This window comes from Ruegeria sp. YTSC002 (assembly GCF_059609845.1).
The window spans coordinates 35789-55948 of sequence record NZ_JBXWML010000002.1; the positions used below are offsets into that span (position 1 = coordinate 35789).

Annotated in this window: 15 protein-coding genes; 12 read left to right on the top strand and 3 right to left on the bottom strand. The window is 57.0% G+C overall.

Annotation, left to right across the window (positions count from 1 at the left end):
* Window positions 1–179: 179 nt before the first annotated feature.
* The 6 genes from AC2FFD_RS05370 (at window position 180) to AC2FFD_RS05395 (ending at window position 8055) form a co-directional block, all read left to right on the top strand.
* A complete protein-coding gene (locus tag AC2FFD_RS05370) occupies window positions 180–2360 on the top strand; it encodes a serine/threonine protein kinase (protein WP_496872328.1) in 2181 nt (726 codons plus the stop codon).
* A gap of 201 nt (window positions 2361–2561) precedes the next feature.
* Window positions 2562–3602, top strand: a complete 1041-nt coding sequence (locus AC2FFD_RS05375; protein WP_496872329.1) for an FHA domain-containing protein — start codon at window positions 2562–2564, stop codon at window positions 3600–3602.
* Window positions 3603–3605: 3 nt separating this feature from the next.
* A complete protein-coding gene (locus AC2FFD_RS05380) occupies window positions 3606–4388 on the top strand; it encodes a PP2C family protein-serine/threonine phosphatase (RefSeq protein ID WP_496872332.1) in 783 nt (260 codons plus the stop codon).
* 21 nt (window positions 4389–4409) lie between these two features.
* Window positions 4410–5672: a transporter substrate-binding domain-containing protein gene (locus tag AC2FFD_RS05385; protein ID WP_170345357.1), complete on the top strand. Its 1263-nt coding sequence runs from the start codon at window positions 4410–4412 to the stop codon at window positions 5670–5672.
* Window positions 5673–5716: 44 nt separating this feature from the next.
* Window positions 5717–6826 (top strand): LysM peptidoglycan-binding domain-containing protein, encoded by a 1110-nt coding sequence (locus AC2FFD_RS05390; protein ID WP_224857035.1) that lies wholly within the window; start codon window positions 5717–5719, stop codon window positions 6824–6826.
* A 194-nt stretch (window positions 6827–7020) separates the two neighbouring features.
* Entirely contained in the window at window positions 7021–8055 is a 1035-nt protein-coding gene (locus tag AC2FFD_RS05395; RefSeq protein ID WP_496872746.1) for a glycosyltransferase family 2 protein, read from the top strand.
* Window positions 8056–8629: 574 nt separating this feature from the next.
* Here the strand turns inward: AC2FFD_RS05395 and AC2FFD_RS05400 are convergent.
* From AC2FFD_RS05400 to AC2FFD_RS05410, 3 genes are all read right to left on the bottom strand, one after another.
* Entirely contained in the window at window positions 8630–10843 is a 2214-nt protein-coding gene (locus AC2FFD_RS05400) for an NADP-dependent isocitrate dehydrogenase (RefSeq protein ID WP_496872335.1), read from the bottom strand.
* Between the two features lie 319 nt (window positions 10844–11162).
* Complete coding sequence (locus AC2FFD_RS05405; RefSeq protein WP_170345354.1) at window positions 11163–12221, bottom strand: ABC transporter ATP-binding protein; 1059 nt, start codon at window positions 12219–12221, stop codon at window positions 11163–11165.
* The gene (locus tag AC2FFD_RS05410) at window positions 12218–13024 is read right to left on the bottom strand and encodes an IclR family transcriptional regulator (RefSeq protein WP_257600981.1); all 807 of its coding nucleotides are present in this window, start codon (window positions 13022–13024) and stop codon (window positions 12218–12220) included. Before AC2FFD_RS05410 ends, AC2FFD_RS05405 begins: the two co-directional genes overlap by 4 nt.
* Before the next feature lie 141 nt (window positions 13025–13165).
* Here AC2FFD_RS05410 and AC2FFD_RS05415 point away from each other — a divergent pair, with 141 nt between their 5' ends.
* The 6 genes from AC2FFD_RS05415 to AC2FFD_RS05440 all read left to right on the top strand — a co-directional run bounded on the left by AC2FFD_RS05415 (window position 13166) and on the right by AC2FFD_RS05440 (window position 20160).
* On the top strand, window positions 13166–14425 hold the full coding sequence (locus AC2FFD_RS05415) for an ABC transporter substrate-binding protein (RefSeq protein ID WP_496872338.1): 1260 nt from the start codon (window positions 13166–13168) through the stop codon (window positions 14423–14425).
* Window positions 14426–14517: 92 nt separating this feature from the next.
* A complete protein-coding gene (locus AC2FFD_RS05420) occupies window positions 14518–15444 on the top strand; it encodes a carbohydrate ABC transporter permease (protein WP_496872340.1) in 927 nt (308 codons plus the stop codon).
* A gap of 1 nt (window position 15445) precedes the next feature.
* Window positions 15446–16294, top strand: coding sequence for a carbohydrate ABC transporter permease (locus AC2FFD_RS05425; protein WP_170345350.1), 849 nt, complete (start codon window positions 15446–15448; stop codon window positions 16292–16294).
* Complete coding sequence (locus AC2FFD_RS05430) at window positions 16291–17631, top strand: alpha-glucosidase/alpha-galactosidase (protein WP_496872341.1); 1341 nt, start codon at window positions 16291–16293, stop codon at window positions 17629–17631. Before AC2FFD_RS05425 ends, AC2FFD_RS05430 begins: the two co-directional genes overlap by 4 nt.
* Window positions 17632–17689: 58 nt before the next feature.
* A complete protein-coding gene (locus AC2FFD_RS05435) occupies window positions 17690–19396 on the top strand; it encodes an IlvD/Edd family dehydratase (protein ID WP_496872343.1) in 1707 nt (568 codons plus the stop codon).
* Window positions 19396–20160, top strand: coding sequence for an SDR family NAD(P)-dependent oxidoreductase (locus AC2FFD_RS05440; RefSeq protein ID WP_425079626.1), 765 nt, complete (start codon window positions 19396–19398; stop codon window positions 20158–20160). Before AC2FFD_RS05435 ends, AC2FFD_RS05440 begins: the two co-directional genes overlap by 1 nt.

Sequence of the window (20160 nt, forward strand, 5' to 3'; positions counted from 1 at the left end):
ACAATATCTGCCATCTCACAGAAAACGATCCATAGTGAAGCCATCAGGCGGCCCCAATAAAGTCAAATTTGAAACGTCTAACCGTTCTCAAGTGTCCTGCGGTTGTTTTTGGTTGTGAGTTCGTGGGCTGTCGGCCCGGTTTTTCTAAGCCGCAAAATGAATAGAACGGGCGGATTGAAATGAGCCACAACCAGGCTGTCGGTGCGACGCACGACGAACCAAAAATTGAGGGATTGCAGCCAGGCGCAAAGCTGTTGCGCGGGCAGTATGAAATCCTCCGCTATCTCAGCAACGGTGGATTTGGGATCACTTACCTGGCGCGCGACAGCCTGGAGCGCGACGTCGTCATCAAAGAGTGCTTCCCCGGTGCGCTGTGCCGACGCAACGGTGATCTGGTTGAGCCCAATGATCCATCCTACAAGGACGACCTGCGCTCGATCATTGACCTCTTTATTCAGGAAGCGCGCAATCATGCGCGCCTGGTACATCCCAATATCGTGGACGTACACCAGGTGTTCGAAGACAACGACACCGCCTATATCGCAATGGATCTCATCCGTGGGTGCGACCTGCTGGATTACGTGGAAAACCCGGAAAATGACGGCGGCCCGGATTTCATCGTTCAGGTCACCGAAAAAATGCTGTCCGCGGTATCTTTCATTCACCAGAGCGGCATGTTGCATCGGGACATTTCACCGGACAACATTCTGATTGATGAAAACGGAGACCCCGTCCTGATTGATTTTGGCGCCGCACGTGAGCAAGCGGCGAACAAGTCGGCAGCATTGTTGACCCTGCGCGTCATCAAGGATGGATATTCTCCGCACGAATTCTATGTCCGGGGCGCGGATCAAGGGCCCAGCAGCGATCTCTATGTTCTGGCCGCCACGCTTTATCACGCGATCAGCGGTGAACGCCCCATCGACGGCCAGAGCCGCCTGAACGCGTTCAACAACGGGCAGGATGACCCCTACACGCCACTGACCGGTCGGTTCGAAGGATACCCAGACGGGTTCCTTGAGGCGGTTGACAAGGCGATGGAAGTTCACGCCACGGATCGTCTTCAATCCGCATTGGATTGGTTGCGCATGTTCCGCGGCCCCGGTGTCATGTTTGACACTTTCGCCTATCGTCCCGTGTCCGTGATTGTCGGCATGGATCGCAAAGACAAAGAGGCAGAAAAGGCTCGGATCAAGGCCGAAAGCGAAAACGCCGAAGCCGTAGTTACGGCCCTGCTGGCCGGAAACTCGGACATCGTTCTTGGCAACGAAGACAAAAAAGATGGCGATCTGTCCAAGATTTCAAAGAAAGAGGAAACCCCGGTCGCTGTCGATACAGTGGTTCAGAGCGGGTCCGGCGGCAGCGGCAAGTTGATTGCAGGCGCGGCTGTTGTTGCAGTTGCTTTGGCCGCGGGCGGTTTCTTTGTGATGTCCGGCGACAAGACAGAAGACCAGGCAGAAACACCGGTCGCGCAGCCCGCGGCAGACGTACAATCCGCCGAGGCAGAGTCGCCCGCTACCGATCCTTCTGTCACGGAGGCCACCGAACCCGAAGTGGCCGTCGCCCTCGAACCCAAACCGGAAGAGCCTGTCGAGCAGGCACAACCAGTACCTGCGGAGCCAGCTGCCACAGAAACAGCCTCCGCAGACACTGTACGTTCCGAGGTTCCGTCACAGCCGGAAGAAGCGACTGAAATTGCAGCAGTGTCTGAGATTGAGACACCTGCGACTGATGCAATTGCCAACGCCGGTGTTCCGGCGGAACAGCAGGTGGCGTTTGCGCATTGGGATGTCGATATCCCCTTCCAGACATCCCGCCGCCGCGGCTCGACCGGAGCCACGATTGCAGTTACGGGGGTGGACGCCGATCAGGACATGAGCGTGATCGGCGATTGGGTGCAGCGTGGCGCTGTCATCTATACCCTGAATGGCCGCCCGGTCCGTCAGGATGTTTCTTTTGCGGCGCAGGTTCTGGATAACCTGAAAGTCGACACCGATGGGTACACAAGGGTTGCAGCCCGCTATCGCCCGCTGGGTCAGACCCGGGCGCAAAACGGCTTGTTGGCCCTTCCCGCCATACGATCCGTTGGCTTGGAAAATGGTTACACCTTTACCGTCAGCGCCGATGGCGACGCCGGATGGCAAACAAGGGTGAACGCAGTTCCGGCTGAAGCGGCAGGAAACCTGCAAAAAGGCGATGTCCTGCTGAATGAAAGCCTTTCCGGCATTACATTTGACGGCTCGGAAAGCCTTGATGAGATGCTGGCCGCACTCGTTTCAAGCGAGCAGTCTGAGGCAAAACTGACAGTGTTGCGCAATGGGGCCGAGACGGCCGCCACCATGCAGCTTGCACAGGAGTAATCTGACCGGTTCGAAAGTGATCTGCCAGTGTGTGTTTGCTGAGGGTGGCATCCAGCTTTGCCACCCTGGCGGGAACCGGCCCGCCGCAGAATGTACCAGTTCCCATGGGTATCCATTGAGTGGCTCTGCGCTGACGTGCAGGGAACAGTAGCAGCTTACGACGCGGATTGTCTGCGTCAATAACTTGAAGGTGTCGACACCATGTTCAAATACAAAAGCCCTCTGAGCCGGCTTCTCGAAGGTGCCGGCAAATCCAAAGAAGAAGACGTTGCCGAGAACACGACTGCAGTAGATGCCGCAGAAAGCGAAGAAGCAAAGCAGGAACCCATTGCGGATTTCAACGCGCTGCGCGCCGCATTGGCCGGTGGAAACATGACATCCGATTCCTATGAGGAAACGGATGAGTTGATCCCCGAAGAAAAGATGCCCGAGTTCGACGAGGCCGAGCCGGAGGCAGTGACCGAACCCGAGGAATCGATCTTTGCCGAGGACAGTTCGGAGGAGGAAGACACGCCGGAAGAAGAAGACGCTCTGAAAAACGTTCTGGCGGAAGAGCCTGCCGAAGAACCGGTTGAGGTCGAGCAGGTTGTCACCCTGCATGTGACGGAAACACCCCCTGAAACACCGCCAGAGGAAACAACGGCCCAGGTCGTGTCCGAACCTACCGGGCCGGAAGTCGTCGAGGTTGAGGCCGCGGAAGCTGCGGTTGCGGAAGCGAAGCAGGTCGAAGACACGGCTGAGCCTGTGATTGAGCAGGTTGAACCAGCCCCAGCCCCGGTCGAGGATCGCCGCTCACGGGTCAAGACGACATTTCTTGGATTTGAGCGCGCCGATACGCATGTTCAGGACCTGATCGAATCCTCCGAACCCCTGGCAAAAGCAGAAGCGACACAAGCGACGTTCCCGGTGGGCTGGCTGGTGGTAACAGCAGGTCCGGGACGGGGTTCAAGCATTACGCTGACCGAAGGCCTGATGCAAATCGGGCGCAACGATGACCAGGCCATTCAGTTGGATTTCGGCGATACCGGCATTTCGCGCTCGAACCATGCCGTGATCGCCTACGACCCCGAGGACCGGAAGTGCTATCTGGGCCATGGCGGCAAGGCCAATCTCGTTCGTCTGAACGGCAAGCCCGTTCTCAGCACCGTGGCCCTGTCCAGCGGAGACCTGATCCGCATCAGCGAAACCTCGATCCGGTTCATGGCCTTCTGTGACGACGGTTTTGATTGGCGGGATTCCTGATTGATGCTGGCAACTCCGGCATATGATGTTGCGCTGATCCTGAACCAGGGTCAGCGGGAAACGCAGGAAGACGCGATTGCGGCCCGCATGTTTGATGCGTCGGACGCGGGTTATGTTGTGATTGCAGACGGCATGGGTGGCCATGAAGCGGGCGAAATAGCGTCGGAAATGGTAGTGGCCGCATGGCGCGACGCGCTGGACGCAGAACTTGAGGCAGAAACCCTCAACGAAGGATCCGCGATGGATGCGCTTCCTTTGGCCGCCATGCAAGCCAATGCCGCGATCGCCAACTACACCGAGGCCCGGGGCCAGGGGTTCAACATGGGGTCAACCATGCTGGGCGTCCTTTTTCTGGGGCGGCGTGTGTTCTGGATTTCGATCGGCGACAGCCCTCTTTACCTGTTCCGAGATGGAGCGTTGACGCAGGTCAACGAAGACCACTCGATGGCACCCGTGATTGCTTCGAAATTGGCTTCAGGCAAGATTACTGAAGCGGAAGCCCGGGAAATGGACCGCAATCAATTGACGTCCGTGGTCATGGGCGGGGCCATTCCCAAAGTGGATTGCCCGGAAGATCCATTGATCGTCTCGCCTGCCGATGTCCTGATCCTTGGAAGTGATGGGTTGCAGTACATCAGCGACGCCGAAATTCAGGACATTCTGCGGGATCACCAACAGGGGCTGGCACAAGACATTGCCGAAGCATTGCTGAGGGCCGTGCAGGCCAAGGGTGACCCTGATCAGGACAATCTTTCTATCGCAGTGGCGAAACTTACAAGCACCTAAACAGGCAAAGCAACAGGACCCATGAAAAAGCACTTACTCATATCAAGCCTTGCCCTTGCTGCCGCCACGGGCGCGGCATCTGCGCAAGAGGCATGTTCAAGTTATGAAATTCAACGCGGCGATAGCTTACGGGAATTGGCAATCGAAGTGTATGCGACCGAAGACTTTCGCATCATTTTCGACGCGAACCGGGATGTTATCGGTTCCAACCCCAATATCATCCGCGTCGGCGACGTTCTGGAACTGCCATGTCTGGAAGATGTCGGGCGGGCTCCGGCGCTGGCTGACACCGAGGCAGAGCGGCTGGCTGCCGAAATGGCGGCAGAGCTGGTAAAAGCCGCAGAAGAGCGCGCCGAGAAAGCCGTGGCCGAAGCGGAAGCCCGCGTTGCCGAAGCGGAAGCCGAGGCAAAGAAGGCGAGTGAAGAGGCCGTCGTTGCAGCGCGGGCGGCTGCCAAGGAAGAGATCGAAGCCGCCCGTGCGGAAGCTGCCGCTTTGATCCGGAATGCCGGAACGGGTGAACGGCCCGAAATCCGGGACCGGCAATTGCTGTTGATCACTGGCGGGAACTACGCTCCGTTCACCGATGAATCTCTGCCCAATAGGGGGCTCTATACCCATCTGGTCGAGACAGCGATGTTTCGTGCCGCTCCTGAACAGGCCTACAAGATTCAGTTCGTGAATGACTGGTCATCCCATCTGGACCTGTTGATGCCGACACTTGCATTTGACGCCACCTTCCCCTGGTCGCGCCCCAATTGCGAAGAGGCCGTTGCACTGTCGGAAGATGATCGCAACCGGTGCGAGACCTACAATTTCTCAAACCCGTTCTACGAGGTTGTGGATACGTTCTTCGCCCGGGAAGGTTCCGGCTATGAACAGACGCTGACCTATGCCGATTTTGCCGGTGCAACGATCTGCCGGCCGGAGGGTTGGTCCTTGTCACACATGGACGCGGTCAGCCTGTACGAACCGGTCATCAAACTTCTGCGTCCGACGTCTCCGGATGATTGCTTTCACGCTCTGATGGATGGCACCGCAGATATCGTCGCCATCGAGGCACATCTGGCAGCCGAGGCAATAGATCGGCTTGGGTACAAGCACCGGATTATCGAAAACCCCAACCTAGCGGCCATCAAGTCGCTTAACGTCATGACCCACAAAGATAATCCTGATGGGGAAGCGATCCTCGAGACGCTGAATCAGGGTCTGGCAATCATGCAGCAATCGGGCGAATGGCGCGACATCGTGTCAACCGCCCTGCGTCATCAAATGGAAAATGGATAAGGCCCCTATCTGGCCTCACAAACTATAGTCTGGAGGAAGTGGACATGTTTAACGAGAAGATAAAGAAGGTAGCGCTTTCAGCAACCGCGATCACCGCTCTGAGTGCGGGCGCCGCTGCGGCGCAGGAAGCTTGTACCAACTACACCGTCCAGGACGGTGACACCATGGCGACCATTGCAATCGCAGCCTACGGCACGTCGAACTATCAGCCGATCTTCAACGCGAACCGGAACGAAATCACCAACCCCAACGCTCTGGAGCCAGGTCTTGTTCTGGCCCTTCCCTGTGAGGACGGTAGCCTGCCCAATGGTCAGAGCGCGCAGGAAATCATCGCAGCTGAAGAACAACGTGCGGCCAGTGTCAAACGATCGAGCGTCTACCAGCCGCCGATCAAGCTGGTAACCGGCAATGGATGGGCACCTTTCGCCGATGAATCGTTGAACGGTGGCGGAGCAATCACGCGTCTGGGCACCACGGCTTTGCAGCGCGGCGGCAACGCGCGGGACTATTCCGTAAGCTTCGTGGATGATTGGAACTCGCACCTGGAAACTCTTCTGCCTCTTGGCGCCTTTGACGTGTCCATGGCGTGGAACATGCCGGATTGCACCAACCGCACTTACGAATGGTCCTGGGAAACCGAAGTGCGCTGCACCCAGTTCGATTCATCTGTTCCGGTCTACGACATTGTCGTCGGTTTCTACACCATTCCGGAAAGCCCGTATGCGAGCGCGACAACCTTTGAAGAACTGAAGGGCGCCACCATCTGCCGTATGGATGGCTGGTTCATCCACGATCTGGAACAGGAAGGTCTGCACAACGGTGAAACCATGACGCTGATGCAGCCGATCACCGCACGCGAATGCCTTGACGCGGTTCTGACCGGCACCGCAGATGTTGCAACCTTTGAAGTTCAGTTGTTCTCGGACACAATGGTTGAAATGGGCCTGAACCAGAACGACCTGGTTGAGAACCCATACGTGACCTCGCTGTCTTCGCTGCGCTTTATCAGCCACCGCAGCAATCCGTTCGGGAAGCAATACCTGGCGATGCTGAACAAAGGCCTGAACGAGATGCGTGAAACCGGGGAATGGTATGCGATCGTCTCTGACACGCTGCGCGAGCACAACGAAAAACTGATGGCAGCTTCGAACTGATCCCTCGGTTCAGCTGAAACTTTGGGGCCGGTTCTTCAATCGGCCCCTTTTTTGTCAGCGTCAAACACGAGGTTTTTCAGAATGACAAATTTTGGCCTCTTATCTGCTTCATAACAGCCTCAAATGCGCAGCACCTTTTAACTCCAAGCACGATCATCATTCAATTGATGCAAATGAAAGAGCGTGATTTGCATATGATACAGGGCACCTTCGATATTCAGAAAAACTCTCCGTCGTCCACGACAAGATCGGATTTGGACGTTGCAGTGATCTTGCCCTGCTACAACGAGGCCGTTGCCATAGGGGAAACCGTTCGGCAATTCCGCGCGGCCCTGCCCGACGCAACGATTTACGTATATGACAACAATTCCACCGACGACTCCGTCAAGGTCGCGCTTGAGGCAGGCGCCCTGGTCTATTCCGAAACATACCAGGGCAAAGGCAACGTGGTCCGTCGAATGTTTGCCGACGTTGATGCGGATGTCTACGTTATGGCTGACGGGGATGCGACCTATGACAGCGCGGCGGCACCGGAATTGATCGACCTGCTCGTTTCGCAGAATCTGGATATGGTCAACGGCGCTCGGGTGAATGAAGAAACCGAAGCCTATAGGCGCGGCCACAAATTTGGCAACGCGTTGTTCAGTTGGCTTGTGAAATTCTTCTTCAACAGCAAAATCAACGATTTGCTTTCAGGTTACCGCGTTTTCAGCAGGCGCTTTGTCAAAAGCTTCCCCGCGGTATCAAACGGGTTCGAGATTGAAACAGAGCTGACAGTTCATGCGATGCAGATGCGCATGCCGATCGGTGAGGTTCAAACAAGATATTCGTCACGCCTGCCCGATTCGAACTCCAAGCTGGCAACGTTCTCTGACGGGTGGCGGATCCTCAAAATGATCGGTTTGTTGATCAAAGATGAAAAGCCCGTTGCGTTTTTCCTGTCTTTGGCCGTGATGATGTTTTTGCCTTCGCTCTTTGTGTTTGTGTCCGTATTCCGGGAATTCTTGGAAACGGGGCTTGTTGATAGAATTCCGTCTGTTGTCGTTGCAGTATCCGGTTTTGTTGCAACAATGCTGTCCATCGTCTGTGCTTTGATTCTGGAATCTCTGGCTCTTGCCCGGAGGGAAGCACGTCGTCTTTCCTATTTGCAGCACAAAGGTGTAGCTGCGTCAGGCGATGATCAATTCAAGCCAACACTTGTCGAGGCTGAGACCCGTCGATTTGGCTGATTAAAACCATCCCCCGGTTCCCAGTCAGGCGAATGGTCAGCCTGTTCCCGCGTAAGCACCTGAATACGCTGACGTGTTCAAGAATTTACTTAATCCAATAAGCAAATGGCCAGCACCCCAAATGCTGGCCATTTTTCTGAGTGAGTGATATAGCCCTAAGGCCTCACCAGTGAAATTCTTTGTCCCCACAAAACTAACGCAGACAGAAAACCGGCGCTATTGGGGGAATCCCGTAAATCCTGAGTTTTTCCGAGGATCCGGATGTTTCGATCCGCGCCAACCGCGCTGTTTGCAGTTTCAGGACAGCGATCGAAATTTGTGCCCGACGAGCGGACGGACAAGTGTTGAATACCAACGTGACGCGCAGCTGTCTTCCCGGCACACACTGCGCAAGTCGTTCATGGAACCTGACAAGGTTGGTTTTAACGGCGCAGCCACGGCATGCTAAAGATCGTCAGGCACAGGGTTCGGGGCGGGTCTTTTGGCAATCCCGCGGTCCATGAAAAGGACCGCGCAAAGGCGGTCCCTTCGTGTTTTGATGTCGGACGAAACTCGCCCGCATGTTCGACGGCGATCAGCCGATGATTGCGTTCAGCGTAGCGCTGGGGCGCATCACAGCGGCGGTTTTGACCGGGTCAGTGTGATAGTATCCGCCCAAATCCACCGCCGGTCCTTGGACTGCGGCCAATTCCGACAAGATCTGCTCTTCTTTGTCTTCCAGCTCTTTTGCAAGGGGTGCCATTTCAGCTGCCAGATCGGCATCGTCAGATTGGGCAGCCAAGGCTTCGGCCCAATAGCGCGCGAACCAGTAGTGGCTGTCGCGGTTGTCCGGTTCGCCAACTTTTCGACTTGGCGACCGGTTGTTATCCAGAATGCCCTGAGTTGCCGCCTCTGCCGCAGCGCCAAGAACACCTGCCTTCGCGTTTCCTTTGGCGTCAGCCAGGAAGTTCAGGGATTCCCCAAGCGCGCAGAATTCACCCATCGAATCCCAGCGCAGATGGTTTTCCTCGACCAGTTGCTGCACGTGTTTCGGCGCCGAGCCCCCTGCCCCGGTTTCGAACAGGCCACCACCATTCATCAGCTTGACGATCGACAGCATCTTGGCCGAGGTGCCCAGTTCGAGGATCGGGAACAGGTCGGTCAGATAGTCACGCAGCACGTTGCCGGTGATGGCGATGCTGTCCTTTCCGGCGGTGATGGTTTCCAGCGTCTGACGAGTTGCCTCGCGCGGGGCCATGATCTGGAACTTGTCGGCCACGCCCGCAGCCTCGAGCGCCGGTTGAACGTATTTGATCAGCTCGGCGTCATGGGCGCGGTTCGCGTCCAGCCAAAAGATCGCCTCGGATCCGGTCAGGCGCTGACGGTCCATCGCCAACTGGATCCAGTTCTCGATCGGCGCCTTCTTGACGGTGCAGGCCCGCCAGATGTCGCCCTTTTCGACCTCGTGCGAGTGCAGGGTCTCGCCATTGGCCAGAACGATGCGGATCGTGCCGTCGGCGGGTGCCTCGAAGGTGGTCGGGTGGCTGCCGTACTCCTCGGCCTTCTGCGCCATAAGGCCAACGTTTGCGACCGCACCGGCAGTGGCCGGATTCAATGCACCATTGGCTTTGAAGAACTTGATGCTTTCATCATAAACAGTTGCATAGCACCGGTCGGGGATGACGCAATTGGTATCGCCCTTGGCACCGGTTTCATCCCAACCCTTGCCGCCCGCGCGGATCACCGCTGGCATCGAAGCATCAATGATCACGTCGGAAGGCACGTGCAGGTTGGTGATGCCCTTGTCGCTATCCACCATGTACATGGATGGACGATCAGCCTTGATCGCATTTATTGCGGCGACGATCTCGGCATTGTCTTGAACCCGCTCAAGCAAGTCGCCAAGACCCGAGTTCGGATTCACACCCAGCGCATCCAGTTCCGCTCCGAATTTTTCAAAAACCGGCGCCAGCCAGGCCTTGACCGCATAGCCAAAAATGATCGGGTCCGAGACCTTCATCATCGTGGCTTTCAGGTGCAGCGAGAACATTGTGCCGTCTTTCTTGGTGTCCTCGATGGCCTCTGCCAGGAAGGACGACAGCGCTTTGACCGACATGAACGTCGCATCAGTCACCGTGCCCTCCTCCAACGGCCACGCGTCCTTCAGAACAGTCACACTGCCGTCTTTGCCGACAAACTCGATCCTTGCATCACCCGCCTGGGCAGCGGTGATGGTAGCCGATTTCTCGTTGGCGTAAAAATCGTTGCCCGACATGGACGACACTTTGGTTTTGCTGTCCGAGGCCCATTCACCCATGGAATGCGGGTTCTTCCGAGCATAGTTTTTGACTGCCCGGGCTGCGCGGCGGTCACTGTTACCTTCTCGCAGAACCGGGTTCACGGCCGAACCCTTGATGGCATCATAACGCGCGCGGATGGCCTTTTCCTCGTCGGTCGAAGGTTCTTCCGGATAGGCCGGGATATCATAGCCTTGCGATTGCAACTCTTCTATGGCGGCCACCAGTTGCGGAACCGATGCCGAGATGTTCGGCAGCTTGATCACATTTGCATCCGGGGTCTTTACCAGTTCACCCAACGCCGCCAGATCGTCCGAGACACGCTGCTCATCCGTCAGGTTCTCGGGGAAGGCTGCCAGAATGCGCCCGGCCAGTGAAATGTCCTTTGTACCAACGCTGACGCCAGCTGCCGAAGCGAACTTGCGAATGATGGGCAGGAACGATGCGCTGGCCAGTTCGGGCGCTTCGTCTACAATGGTATACAATATGTCGAAGTTCGATTTATCTGCCATATTCTTTTACCTTTTTAAGCCTTTCGGGGCGTGCGATCCAAGAGTTGAAGCCACATATACGTGGCGCGGGAGGGGCGCGATCATGATACCGCCCCTGGGTGACTCTGTTTTTGACAGGGCCTCCCTTAAATCACGTTGGGCTGGGAATCAATCATCTGTGCCCGCGCGTTTTGCCACGGGCTGGGCGTGGATGGCCTTTGATGCTATCAGCTCAACGTATCGCCCGCCTGTCTTGGGCGTTTCCCTTCAGGTCACGCCACATGTTTTCCATGATGCTGCACGGCTGGTCCCACGAAATTCTTCGGGTTGCGGCCAAGGATTACCGAAATCTCTGCCCTGTCTCGGGATCAAATACCATGGCACGGTCAGGTTGAATGGATATGCCAATCCGGTCGCCGGTTTTGCTGCGCTGGTCATCCCGCTCTTCCACAATCAGTTTGTCACCATTTGGCGTCAGCAGATAGGAGTAGGAAACACCCCCAAGCGCTTCGGTCAGATCCACTGTGCAGGTGTCCGCAGACCGGTCGATGTGGATATGTTCGGGGCGCATCCCCAACGTCACCTTGTCCGTTCCGGCAGGAACAGTTGCCGAGATCGGCAATGGCTGGCCCAAAGCGGGATGGGTGACATGGCCGTCGGCATAATCGCAATCGAGAAAGTTCATCGCAGGCGAACCGATGAAACCTGCAACAAACCGGTTGTCGGGGTCACGGTACAGATCCATCGGGGCGCCGACCTGTTCAATCCGGCCATCGCGCAGTACGACAATTTTGTCAGCCATCGTCATGGCTTCGACCTGATCATGGGTCACATAGATCATGGTTGCGCCGATTTCCTGATGCAGACGCGCGATTTCGACGCGCATCTCGACACGCAATTCGGCGTCCAGGTTGGACAGGGGTTCGTCGAACAGAAAAACCTCGGGCCCGCGTACAATCGCCCGCCCGATTGCAACCCTTTGCCGTTGCCCCCCGGACAGGGCCTTGGGTTTGCGCTTGAGATAGGGATCAAGCTTCAGAATGCTCGAAGCCTCCTGCACCTTCTGGTCGATCTCGGCTTTTGGGACACCATTCATGCGCAGGCCAAATCCCATATTTTCGGCCACTGACATATGCGGGTAGAGCGCATAGGTCTGGAACACCATGGCCACGCCGCGCTTGGCCGGGTCCATATGTGTCACCTCGCGCGATCCGATGTGAATCTCACCTTCCGAGGTTTCTTCCAACCCGGCAATCATCCGCAACAACGTGGATTTTCCGCACCCCGAAGGCCCTACGAAAACGCAGAACTCGCCATCTTCGATTTGCAGGTCGATCCCATGAATGACCTGTGTCTGACCGTACCGTTTGATTGCCCGATTCAGAGTTACACCTGTCATGTCATTAGCATCCTGTCGTTTTTCGAACCTGGGCCTGTTTCGGGAAACCGCCAGGCTTGTGCCTCGGTTCCGATTTGTTCAGCCACACGCCGCAGGCGCGGCACCCAGGCTTCGAGTTGATCGAAATCCATTCGTTCGGTGGACCCGGTTATCGAAATCGCCCCAAGCATCCGCCCGTTCGACGTCAGAACTGGGCAGGCGATGCAAATGATGCCAGGCTCGTGCTCTTCATCATCGACGGCAAATCCCCGGCTGCGAATTCTGTCAAGATCAGCCCGCAACATCTTTTCGGATGTCAGAGTTTTGTCGGTGAAGCGGTGATAGCTTTGCTGCGACACCGCCCTGTTCAGCGCATCTTCGTCCAAGAAGGCCAGCATCGCCTTGCCGACCCCCGTGCAGTAGGCCGGGCCAACTTTTCCAGCCTGAGAGTACATCTCGATCGGTTGTGCGGCGTTGCGTTTGTCGACGTAAAGAACCTGACTGGAATCAAGTTGCGCCAGGTGCACGGTTTCACCGGTTTCTTGGCTGAGGGCATCCAGAAAAGGCCGCGCTATCGGGGCCAATGAGCTTTGCGTCCATGCCGCATGGGCCAACCGAACCAACCGCATCCCGGGCGCATAGGTCTGCCTGTCGCGGTCATAAGACAGCATTCCCTGGTTGGTCAGGGATTGCAGAAATCGGTACAGGGTCGCCTTTGGAAAATCGCTGTTTTCCAAAAGTTCAGCGAATCGAACTGGGCGCTCGAACGACGCTACATGATCCAGCACATCACATGCTTTGCCTATAGTTCCGTCACCTGACACGGGCCATCATTCTCCTCCGATTGTCCCCCGCCATCCTCACGAGGGTCTTGACAACAGTAACCGAGTCGATGTGTAGTTTTCAATATATAAAACAAGGTTTCACTATATGGAACCTTTCATGGGAACAACAGGGAGGAGACCATGTATTCAACTTTCAAGCGCACGACGGCTGCGCTGGCGATCGGTGTCGCGATGGCGGCACCGGCAGCTGCGGAACTCACCGGAGAGCTGCGGATCTTTCTCGACACATCAAACCCGGCGCCCCGCGCGACGATGGAAGCGATGATCGAGCGGTTCGGAGCACAGCATCCGGGGTTGGAGATCGAAACAACGGTCATCGACCGCGAAGCATACAAGACGCAGATCCGGAATTTCCTGACGGCCGACACCCCGGACGTGGCCACATGGTACGCGGCCAACCGCATGAAACCATATGTCGAGGCGGGTCTGTTCGAGGATGTGTCGGACTTGTGGGCAGAGCCTGAGATCGCCGAAAACCTCGCTTCGACCAAGGGCGCGTTGACAATCGACGGCAAGCAATGGGGCGTACCCTATACCTACTATCAGTGGGGTGTTTACTACCGCAAAGATATCTTTGATGAACTGGGTTTGAGTGAGCCGACAACCTGGGAAGAAGAACTGTCCAACTGCCAGAAAATCGTCGATTCGGGACGCGCCTGCTATACCATTGGCACCAAGTTCCTTTGGACCGCCGGTGGCTGGTTTGACTATCTGAACATGCGAACGAATGGATTCGACTTCCACCAGCAGCTCGCCAACGGCGAAGTCAGCTGGGAAGATGATCGGGTAAAACAGACTTTCACCAACTGGAAACAGTTGATCGACATGGGCGCCTTCATCGACAATCACCAGACTTATAGCTGGCAGGAAGCCCTGCCCTTCATGGTCAATGGTGAGGCAGCGGCCTATCTGATGGGCAACTTCGCAGTGGCACCGTTGCGCGATGCGGGCCTGACAGATGACCAGCTGGATTTCTACCAGTTCGTCGCGATCAATCCCGATGTTGAGCTGGCCGAAGACGCCCCGACCGACACGTTCCACATCCCGGCCAATGCTTCGAACAAGGAAGCTGCGCGCGAATTCCTGCGTTTTGTGGTCTCTGCTGACGAACAGACCGAAATCAACAACGGCGCGAATCTCGGCCAATTGCCGGTCAACGCGCAATCTACTGTGGATGACGACAAGTTCCTGCAACAGGGCTTTGAAATGCTTTCGTCCAACAGCCCCGGTGGGGTAGCCCAGTTCTGGGACCGCGACGCGCCTGCGGAAATGGCCAAAGTGTCCATGGAAGGTTTCCAGGAATTCATGGTCAAACCCGACAACTTGGACCGGATACTGGCCAAGCTCGAACGCGCGCGCGCGCGTATTTACGATAACTGACCAGGCAAGGGTCGGGCCAAAGCCCGGCCCACGCTCCCTTGAATCGTAGGGCGGGTTCCGACCCGCCTTGCTCCAACAGATCCGAGTTTCCCATGACAGTTGCAGCCGACGCCTCGGAACAGGAAAGCTGGTTCCATCGCAACCAACAACGTATCGCACCCTGGCTGTTTCTAGCCCCCGGGATGCTGTTCTTTTTGGTCTATGTGATTATCCCGGTATTCCAGTCCTTCAACCTGTCACTTTACGAGTGGGACGGCCTGGGCGCTGCGGAATATGTCGGCTTTCGCAATTACGAGGACCTCTATTGGGAATGGGTAGACCGAGATGCGTTCTACATCTCGATGAAGAACAATCTGATCTGGCTGATCCTGTACCTGGCAGCGATTCCGGCAGGTTTGTTCATCGCCCTGTTCCTGAATCAGACAGTTTGGGGCATCCGCCTGTACAAGTCCCTGTTTTTCTTTCCTTTCGTGATTTCTCAGGTCGTGGTGGGGCTGGTGTTCACCTGGTTCTACGATCCGACGTTCGGGTTGCTGAACGAATTCCTCGGCTTCTTCAGCCTCGGCCCGGTAAACGTGTTGGGCGATGAGCGTTTCGTGACCTATGGCATCATCTTCGCCGGCCTCTGGCCACAAACCGCCTATTGCATGATCCTGTACCTGACCGGTCTGAACGCTGTGGACCCGGAGCAGATCGAAGCAGGACGCCTGGACGGGGCCAAGGGTTGGAAAATGCTCTGGCACATCATTATCCCGCAACTGCGGCCTGCAACCTTCATCGCGTTCGTCGTGACCATCATCGGCGCATTGCGATCTTTCGACCTGATCTCGATCATGACACAAGGCGGCCCCTTCGGATCCTCCCGAGTGCTGGCCTATTACATGTTCGAGGTCGCCCTGTCCGAATACGGCTTCCGCATGGGTTATGGCGCGGCCATCGCCGTGATCCTTTTCCTGATCATGCTGTGCTTCATCGCCTATTTCCTGTGGTCGATGTACCGTGAAGAGAAGGGGCGCTGAGATGTTTCCCAAACCCATCGAAAAACAACCCCGCGCGGCGCAGATCACGTATCAAGCCATGCTTCCATTGGCCCTTCTGTTGTGGCTGGGTCCCCTGCTGGCGGTTGCTCTTTTCTCGGTGAAACCCGCTGCTGACTTCACCAACGCGAATTACTGGGGGATGCCGTCCAGCTTTGAGGGCGCCTTCAACTATGGGCAGGTGTTCTTCAATTCGGACATGCCGCGATACCTGCTGAATTCATTCATGATCACCGTCCCTACCGTGATCGGTGCGGTGGCCCTCAGCTGCATGACCGGCTTCGCCCTTGGCATCTACAAGTTCAAGTCGAACCTCTGGATCTTTTTCATGTTCGTGGCCGGGAATTTCGTGCCCTTCCAGATCCTGATGGTGCCGGTTCGGGATCTGACCCTGCAACTTGGGCTTTACAACACCAAGACCGGGCTGGTCCTGTTCCACATCGCGTTTCAGACCGGGTTTTGCACCCTGTTCATGCGCAACTTCATCCGCGCCCTGCCCTTCGAGTTGATCGAGGCCGCACGGGTCGAAGGCATCAGCGAATGGCGCATCTTCTGGTATGTGGTCCTACCCCTGATGAAGCCCGCGATCGCCGCGCTCAGCGTGCTGATATTCACCTTCATCTGGAACGATTATTTCTGGGCCGTCGTCCTGACGCAAGGCGCAGAAAGCCAGCCTGTCACTGCCGGCATCACCAGTTTCAACGCCCAATTCCGCGCCGCTTATCAATTGATGAGCGCAGGCTCCATCGTGGCGGCTCTGCCACCGGTGGCCATGTTCTTCCTGATGCAGAAACACTTCATTGCAGGTTTGACTCTCGGAGCTGTGAAATGACCAAGATTACCTTTATCGGTGCCGGGTCCACAATATTCATGCAGAACATCGTTGGGGATGCTCTGTTGACCCCTGCGCTGGCCGACAGTCACTTTGCGCTTATGGATATCGATCCCGAGCGCCTGGCGGAAAGCGAAACCGTTGCGCGCTCCATGATCCGTTCGGTCGGGGCCGGGGCGACCGTCTCGACCCATACCGACCGCCGCGCGGCGCTGGACGGGGCCGATTTCGTCATCACCGCGTTTCAGGTCGGGGGGTACAAGCCTTGCACAATCACCGATTTTGAGATCCCCAAACAGTATGGCTTGCGTCAAACCATCGCTGATACGCTGGGTGTCGGAGGGATCATGCGAGGTCTGCGCACGGTTCCGGTGCTTTGGGATGTCGCAGGGGACATGATGCAACTCTGCCCCAACGCGACGTTGCTGCAATACGTAAATCCGATGGCCATCAACACCTGGGCACTGGCCGAACGCTTCCCGACCCTGAAACATGTGGGCCTTTGCCACTCGGTTCAAAACACGGTCGAGGAACTGGCCCACGATCTGGATCTGCCAAAGGATGAGTTCCGCTACAAAGTCGCGGGCGTCAATCACGTCGCATTCTTTCTGAAACTGGAACATCAGGGCCGCAACCTGTATCCCGCACTGCGGCAGGGCTATCACGCGGGGAAATTCCCCAAGGCGCCGCTGCTGATGCCGCGCTGCCCCAACAAGGTGCGCTACGAGGTGATGGATCACCTGGGCTATTTCTGCACAGAAAGCTCGGAACACCTGGCCGAATACGTGCCGTGGTTCATCAAGGACGGGCGTCAGGACCTGATCGACCAGTTCCAGATCCCGCTGGACGAATACCCCACCCGCTGCGAGGAACAGGTCGCGAACTGGAAGGAACAGGCCAAGACCCTGACCGACGGGCGCGACATCGAGGTGACCCGCAGCCACGAATTCGCCGCCGACCTGATGAACGCGATCGTTACGAACACGCCTTACATCGCCTATGGCAACCTGCCCAACACCGGCCAGATCCCGCAACTGCCCATGGGCGCGGCGGTCGAAACCCCCTGCCTGGTCGACAGCAACGGCGTGCAACCTTCTGTCGTGTCCGACATCCCGCCGCAGTTGATTGCCCTGATGCGCACGCAGATCAATGTACAGGAACTGACTGTTCGGGCCCTGACAGAACAGAACCCCGAACACATCTATCATGCCGCCATGATGGACCCGCACACCGCCGCCGAACTGGACCTGCGCCAGATCCGCAACCTTGTCACGGATCTGCTGACAGCCCATAACGATTGGCTGCCCGACTGGTGCCGCCCGGCCCGTGCCGCCTGATCTTCATCTTTTCACAAATACTCAGATCCAACTTCAGCCAAGAAAAACAAAGCCAGACATGACAAAACGCCGCTCACAGCATTGGTATGGAAAACTCGACAAGGATGGCTTCATCCACCGGTCGTGGATGAAAAACCAGGGCTTTCCCGACCACGCTTTTGACGGACGACCCATAATTGGCATCTGCAACACCTGGTCGGAACTGACCCCCTGCAACTCGGGCCTGCGCGACCTGGCCGAGGGCGTAAAACGCGGCGTATGGGAGGCGGGCGGCTTTCCGGTAGAGTTCCCTGTCATGTCTCTGGGCGAAACCCAGATGAAACCCACCGCGATGCTGTTCCGCAACCTGCTGGCCATGGATGTCGAAGAATCGATCCGCGCCTATGGAATCGATGGCGTGGTACTTCTGGGTGGCTGCGACAAGACCACACCGGGCCAGCTGATGGGGGCAGCTTCAGTCGATCTGCCTTCGATCGTCGTCAGTTCAGGCCCGATGCTGAACGGTAAATACCGCGGACAGGATATCGGGTCCGGCACCGATGTCTGGAAGTTTTCCGAAGCGGTGCGGGCTGGCGAAATGACCTTGCAGGACTTCATGAACGCCGAATCCGGCATGTCGCGCAGCGCGGGCGTGTGCATGACCATGGGCACCGCGTCCACCATGGCGTCGCTGGTCGAAGCGATGGGCATGAGCCTGCCCACCAACGCCGCGCTTCCGGCGGTCGACGCCCGCCGCATGGCGCTGGCGCACATGACCGGCCGGCGCATCGTCGAGATGGTGTATGAAGACCTCAAACCATCGGACATCCTGACCAAAGAGGCGTTTGAAAACGCCATCCTCGCCAATGCCGCCGTTGGCGGATCGACCAATGCGGTGGTTCACCTGCTGGCGCTGGCGGGACGTGTCGGGGTTGACCTGACCCTGAAAGACTTTGAAATCGGGTCTGAAATTCCACTTCTGGTCAACTGCATGCCTTCCGGCAAGTACCTGATGGAAGACTTCTGCTATGCAGGCGGCGTGCCGGTCGTGCTGAACGAACTCAAACCCTTTCTGCGCCCGGCAAAAACGGTGCTGAACAAGGACATCTCGGCCCATTTCGAAGGGGCCGAGTGTTTCAATACGGATGTGATCCGCCCCTTCAACGACCCTGTGAAACCCGCCGCAGGTTTGCGCGTTCTGCGCGGCAACCTTGCGCCGAATGGGGCAATCGTCAAACCTTCGGCGGCCACTGACGCGCTTCTTGAAACCGAGGGCGAGGCTTTCGTGTTCGACAACATCGAAGACCTGAAGGCCAATATCGACCGTGAAGACCTGCCAGTCACGGCCAAGAGCATTCTGGTGCTCAAGGGGTGTGGCCCCAAGGGGTATCCGGGCATGCCCGAGGTCGGCAACATGCCAATTCCGGCGAAACTGGTGAAAGAGGGTGTACGAGACATGATCCGGATCTCGGACGCCCGCATGTCGGGAACAGCTTATGGCACCGTCATTTTGCATGTCAGCCCCGAAGCACAGGCGGGTGGCACGCTGGCGCTGGTCAAAACCGGAGACCGCATCCGTGTTTCAGCCAGAAGCGGCGAGTTGGAACTGCTTGTGGACGAAAACGAACTGGACGCCCGTCGCGCCGCGTGGCAACCGGATGATCCGCACTATACCCGCGGCTATGCGAAGCTTTACATCGACCACGTGCTGCAAGCGGATCAGGGGGCGGATCTGGATTTCCTTGTGGGCAAAGACACCCGCCTCGTGACCAGAGAGAGCCACTGATGACCCAACCAGCTACATTCCATGATCTGAACGGGGCCTCGGTCTATATCACCGGCGGCGGCTCGGGCGTTGGTGCGGCGCTGACAGATGGATTCATGGCACAGGGGGCCAATGTGGCCTTCATTGGCCGGTCGGATGCCAGCGGGTTTGTCGAAGAGATGCGTGACAAGCACGGCCGCGCGCCGCTGTTCCTGCAAGGCGACATGACGGATACCGAACTGCTGCACGCGACGATGGCCAAAGCTGCCGAGGCTCATGGCCCTTTGAACGTCTTGGTCAACAACGCAGCCAACGACCAACGTCATACGCTTGAGGAAACCACGACGGAGTTCTGGGACTGGATGATCGAGGTGAACCTGAAAGCCTATTATTTCGCGTGTCAGGAAGCCGCCCGGCAAATGAAAGATGGCGGGGCAATCATCAATTTCAGCTCGATCAGTTACATGATGGGCAATGCTGGCTATCCGATCTATACGACCTCGAATGCCGGGATTACGGGGATGACGCGGTCATTGGCACGTGAACTGGGGCCGAGGAAAATCCGGGTAAACGCACTGGCCCCCGGCTGGGTTCTGACGCAAAAACAGTTGGATAAATGGGCCACACCCGAGGATCTGGCAGCCCATTTGGACCGGCAATGTCTGAAAGAGCACCTGAAGCCCGAGGATATGATAGCACCAACACTTTTTCTGGCGTCCAGTGCCAGCCATGCGATGACCGGGCAATGTATGGCTGTTGATGGCGGCGTCGTGGTTTCGGGGTGA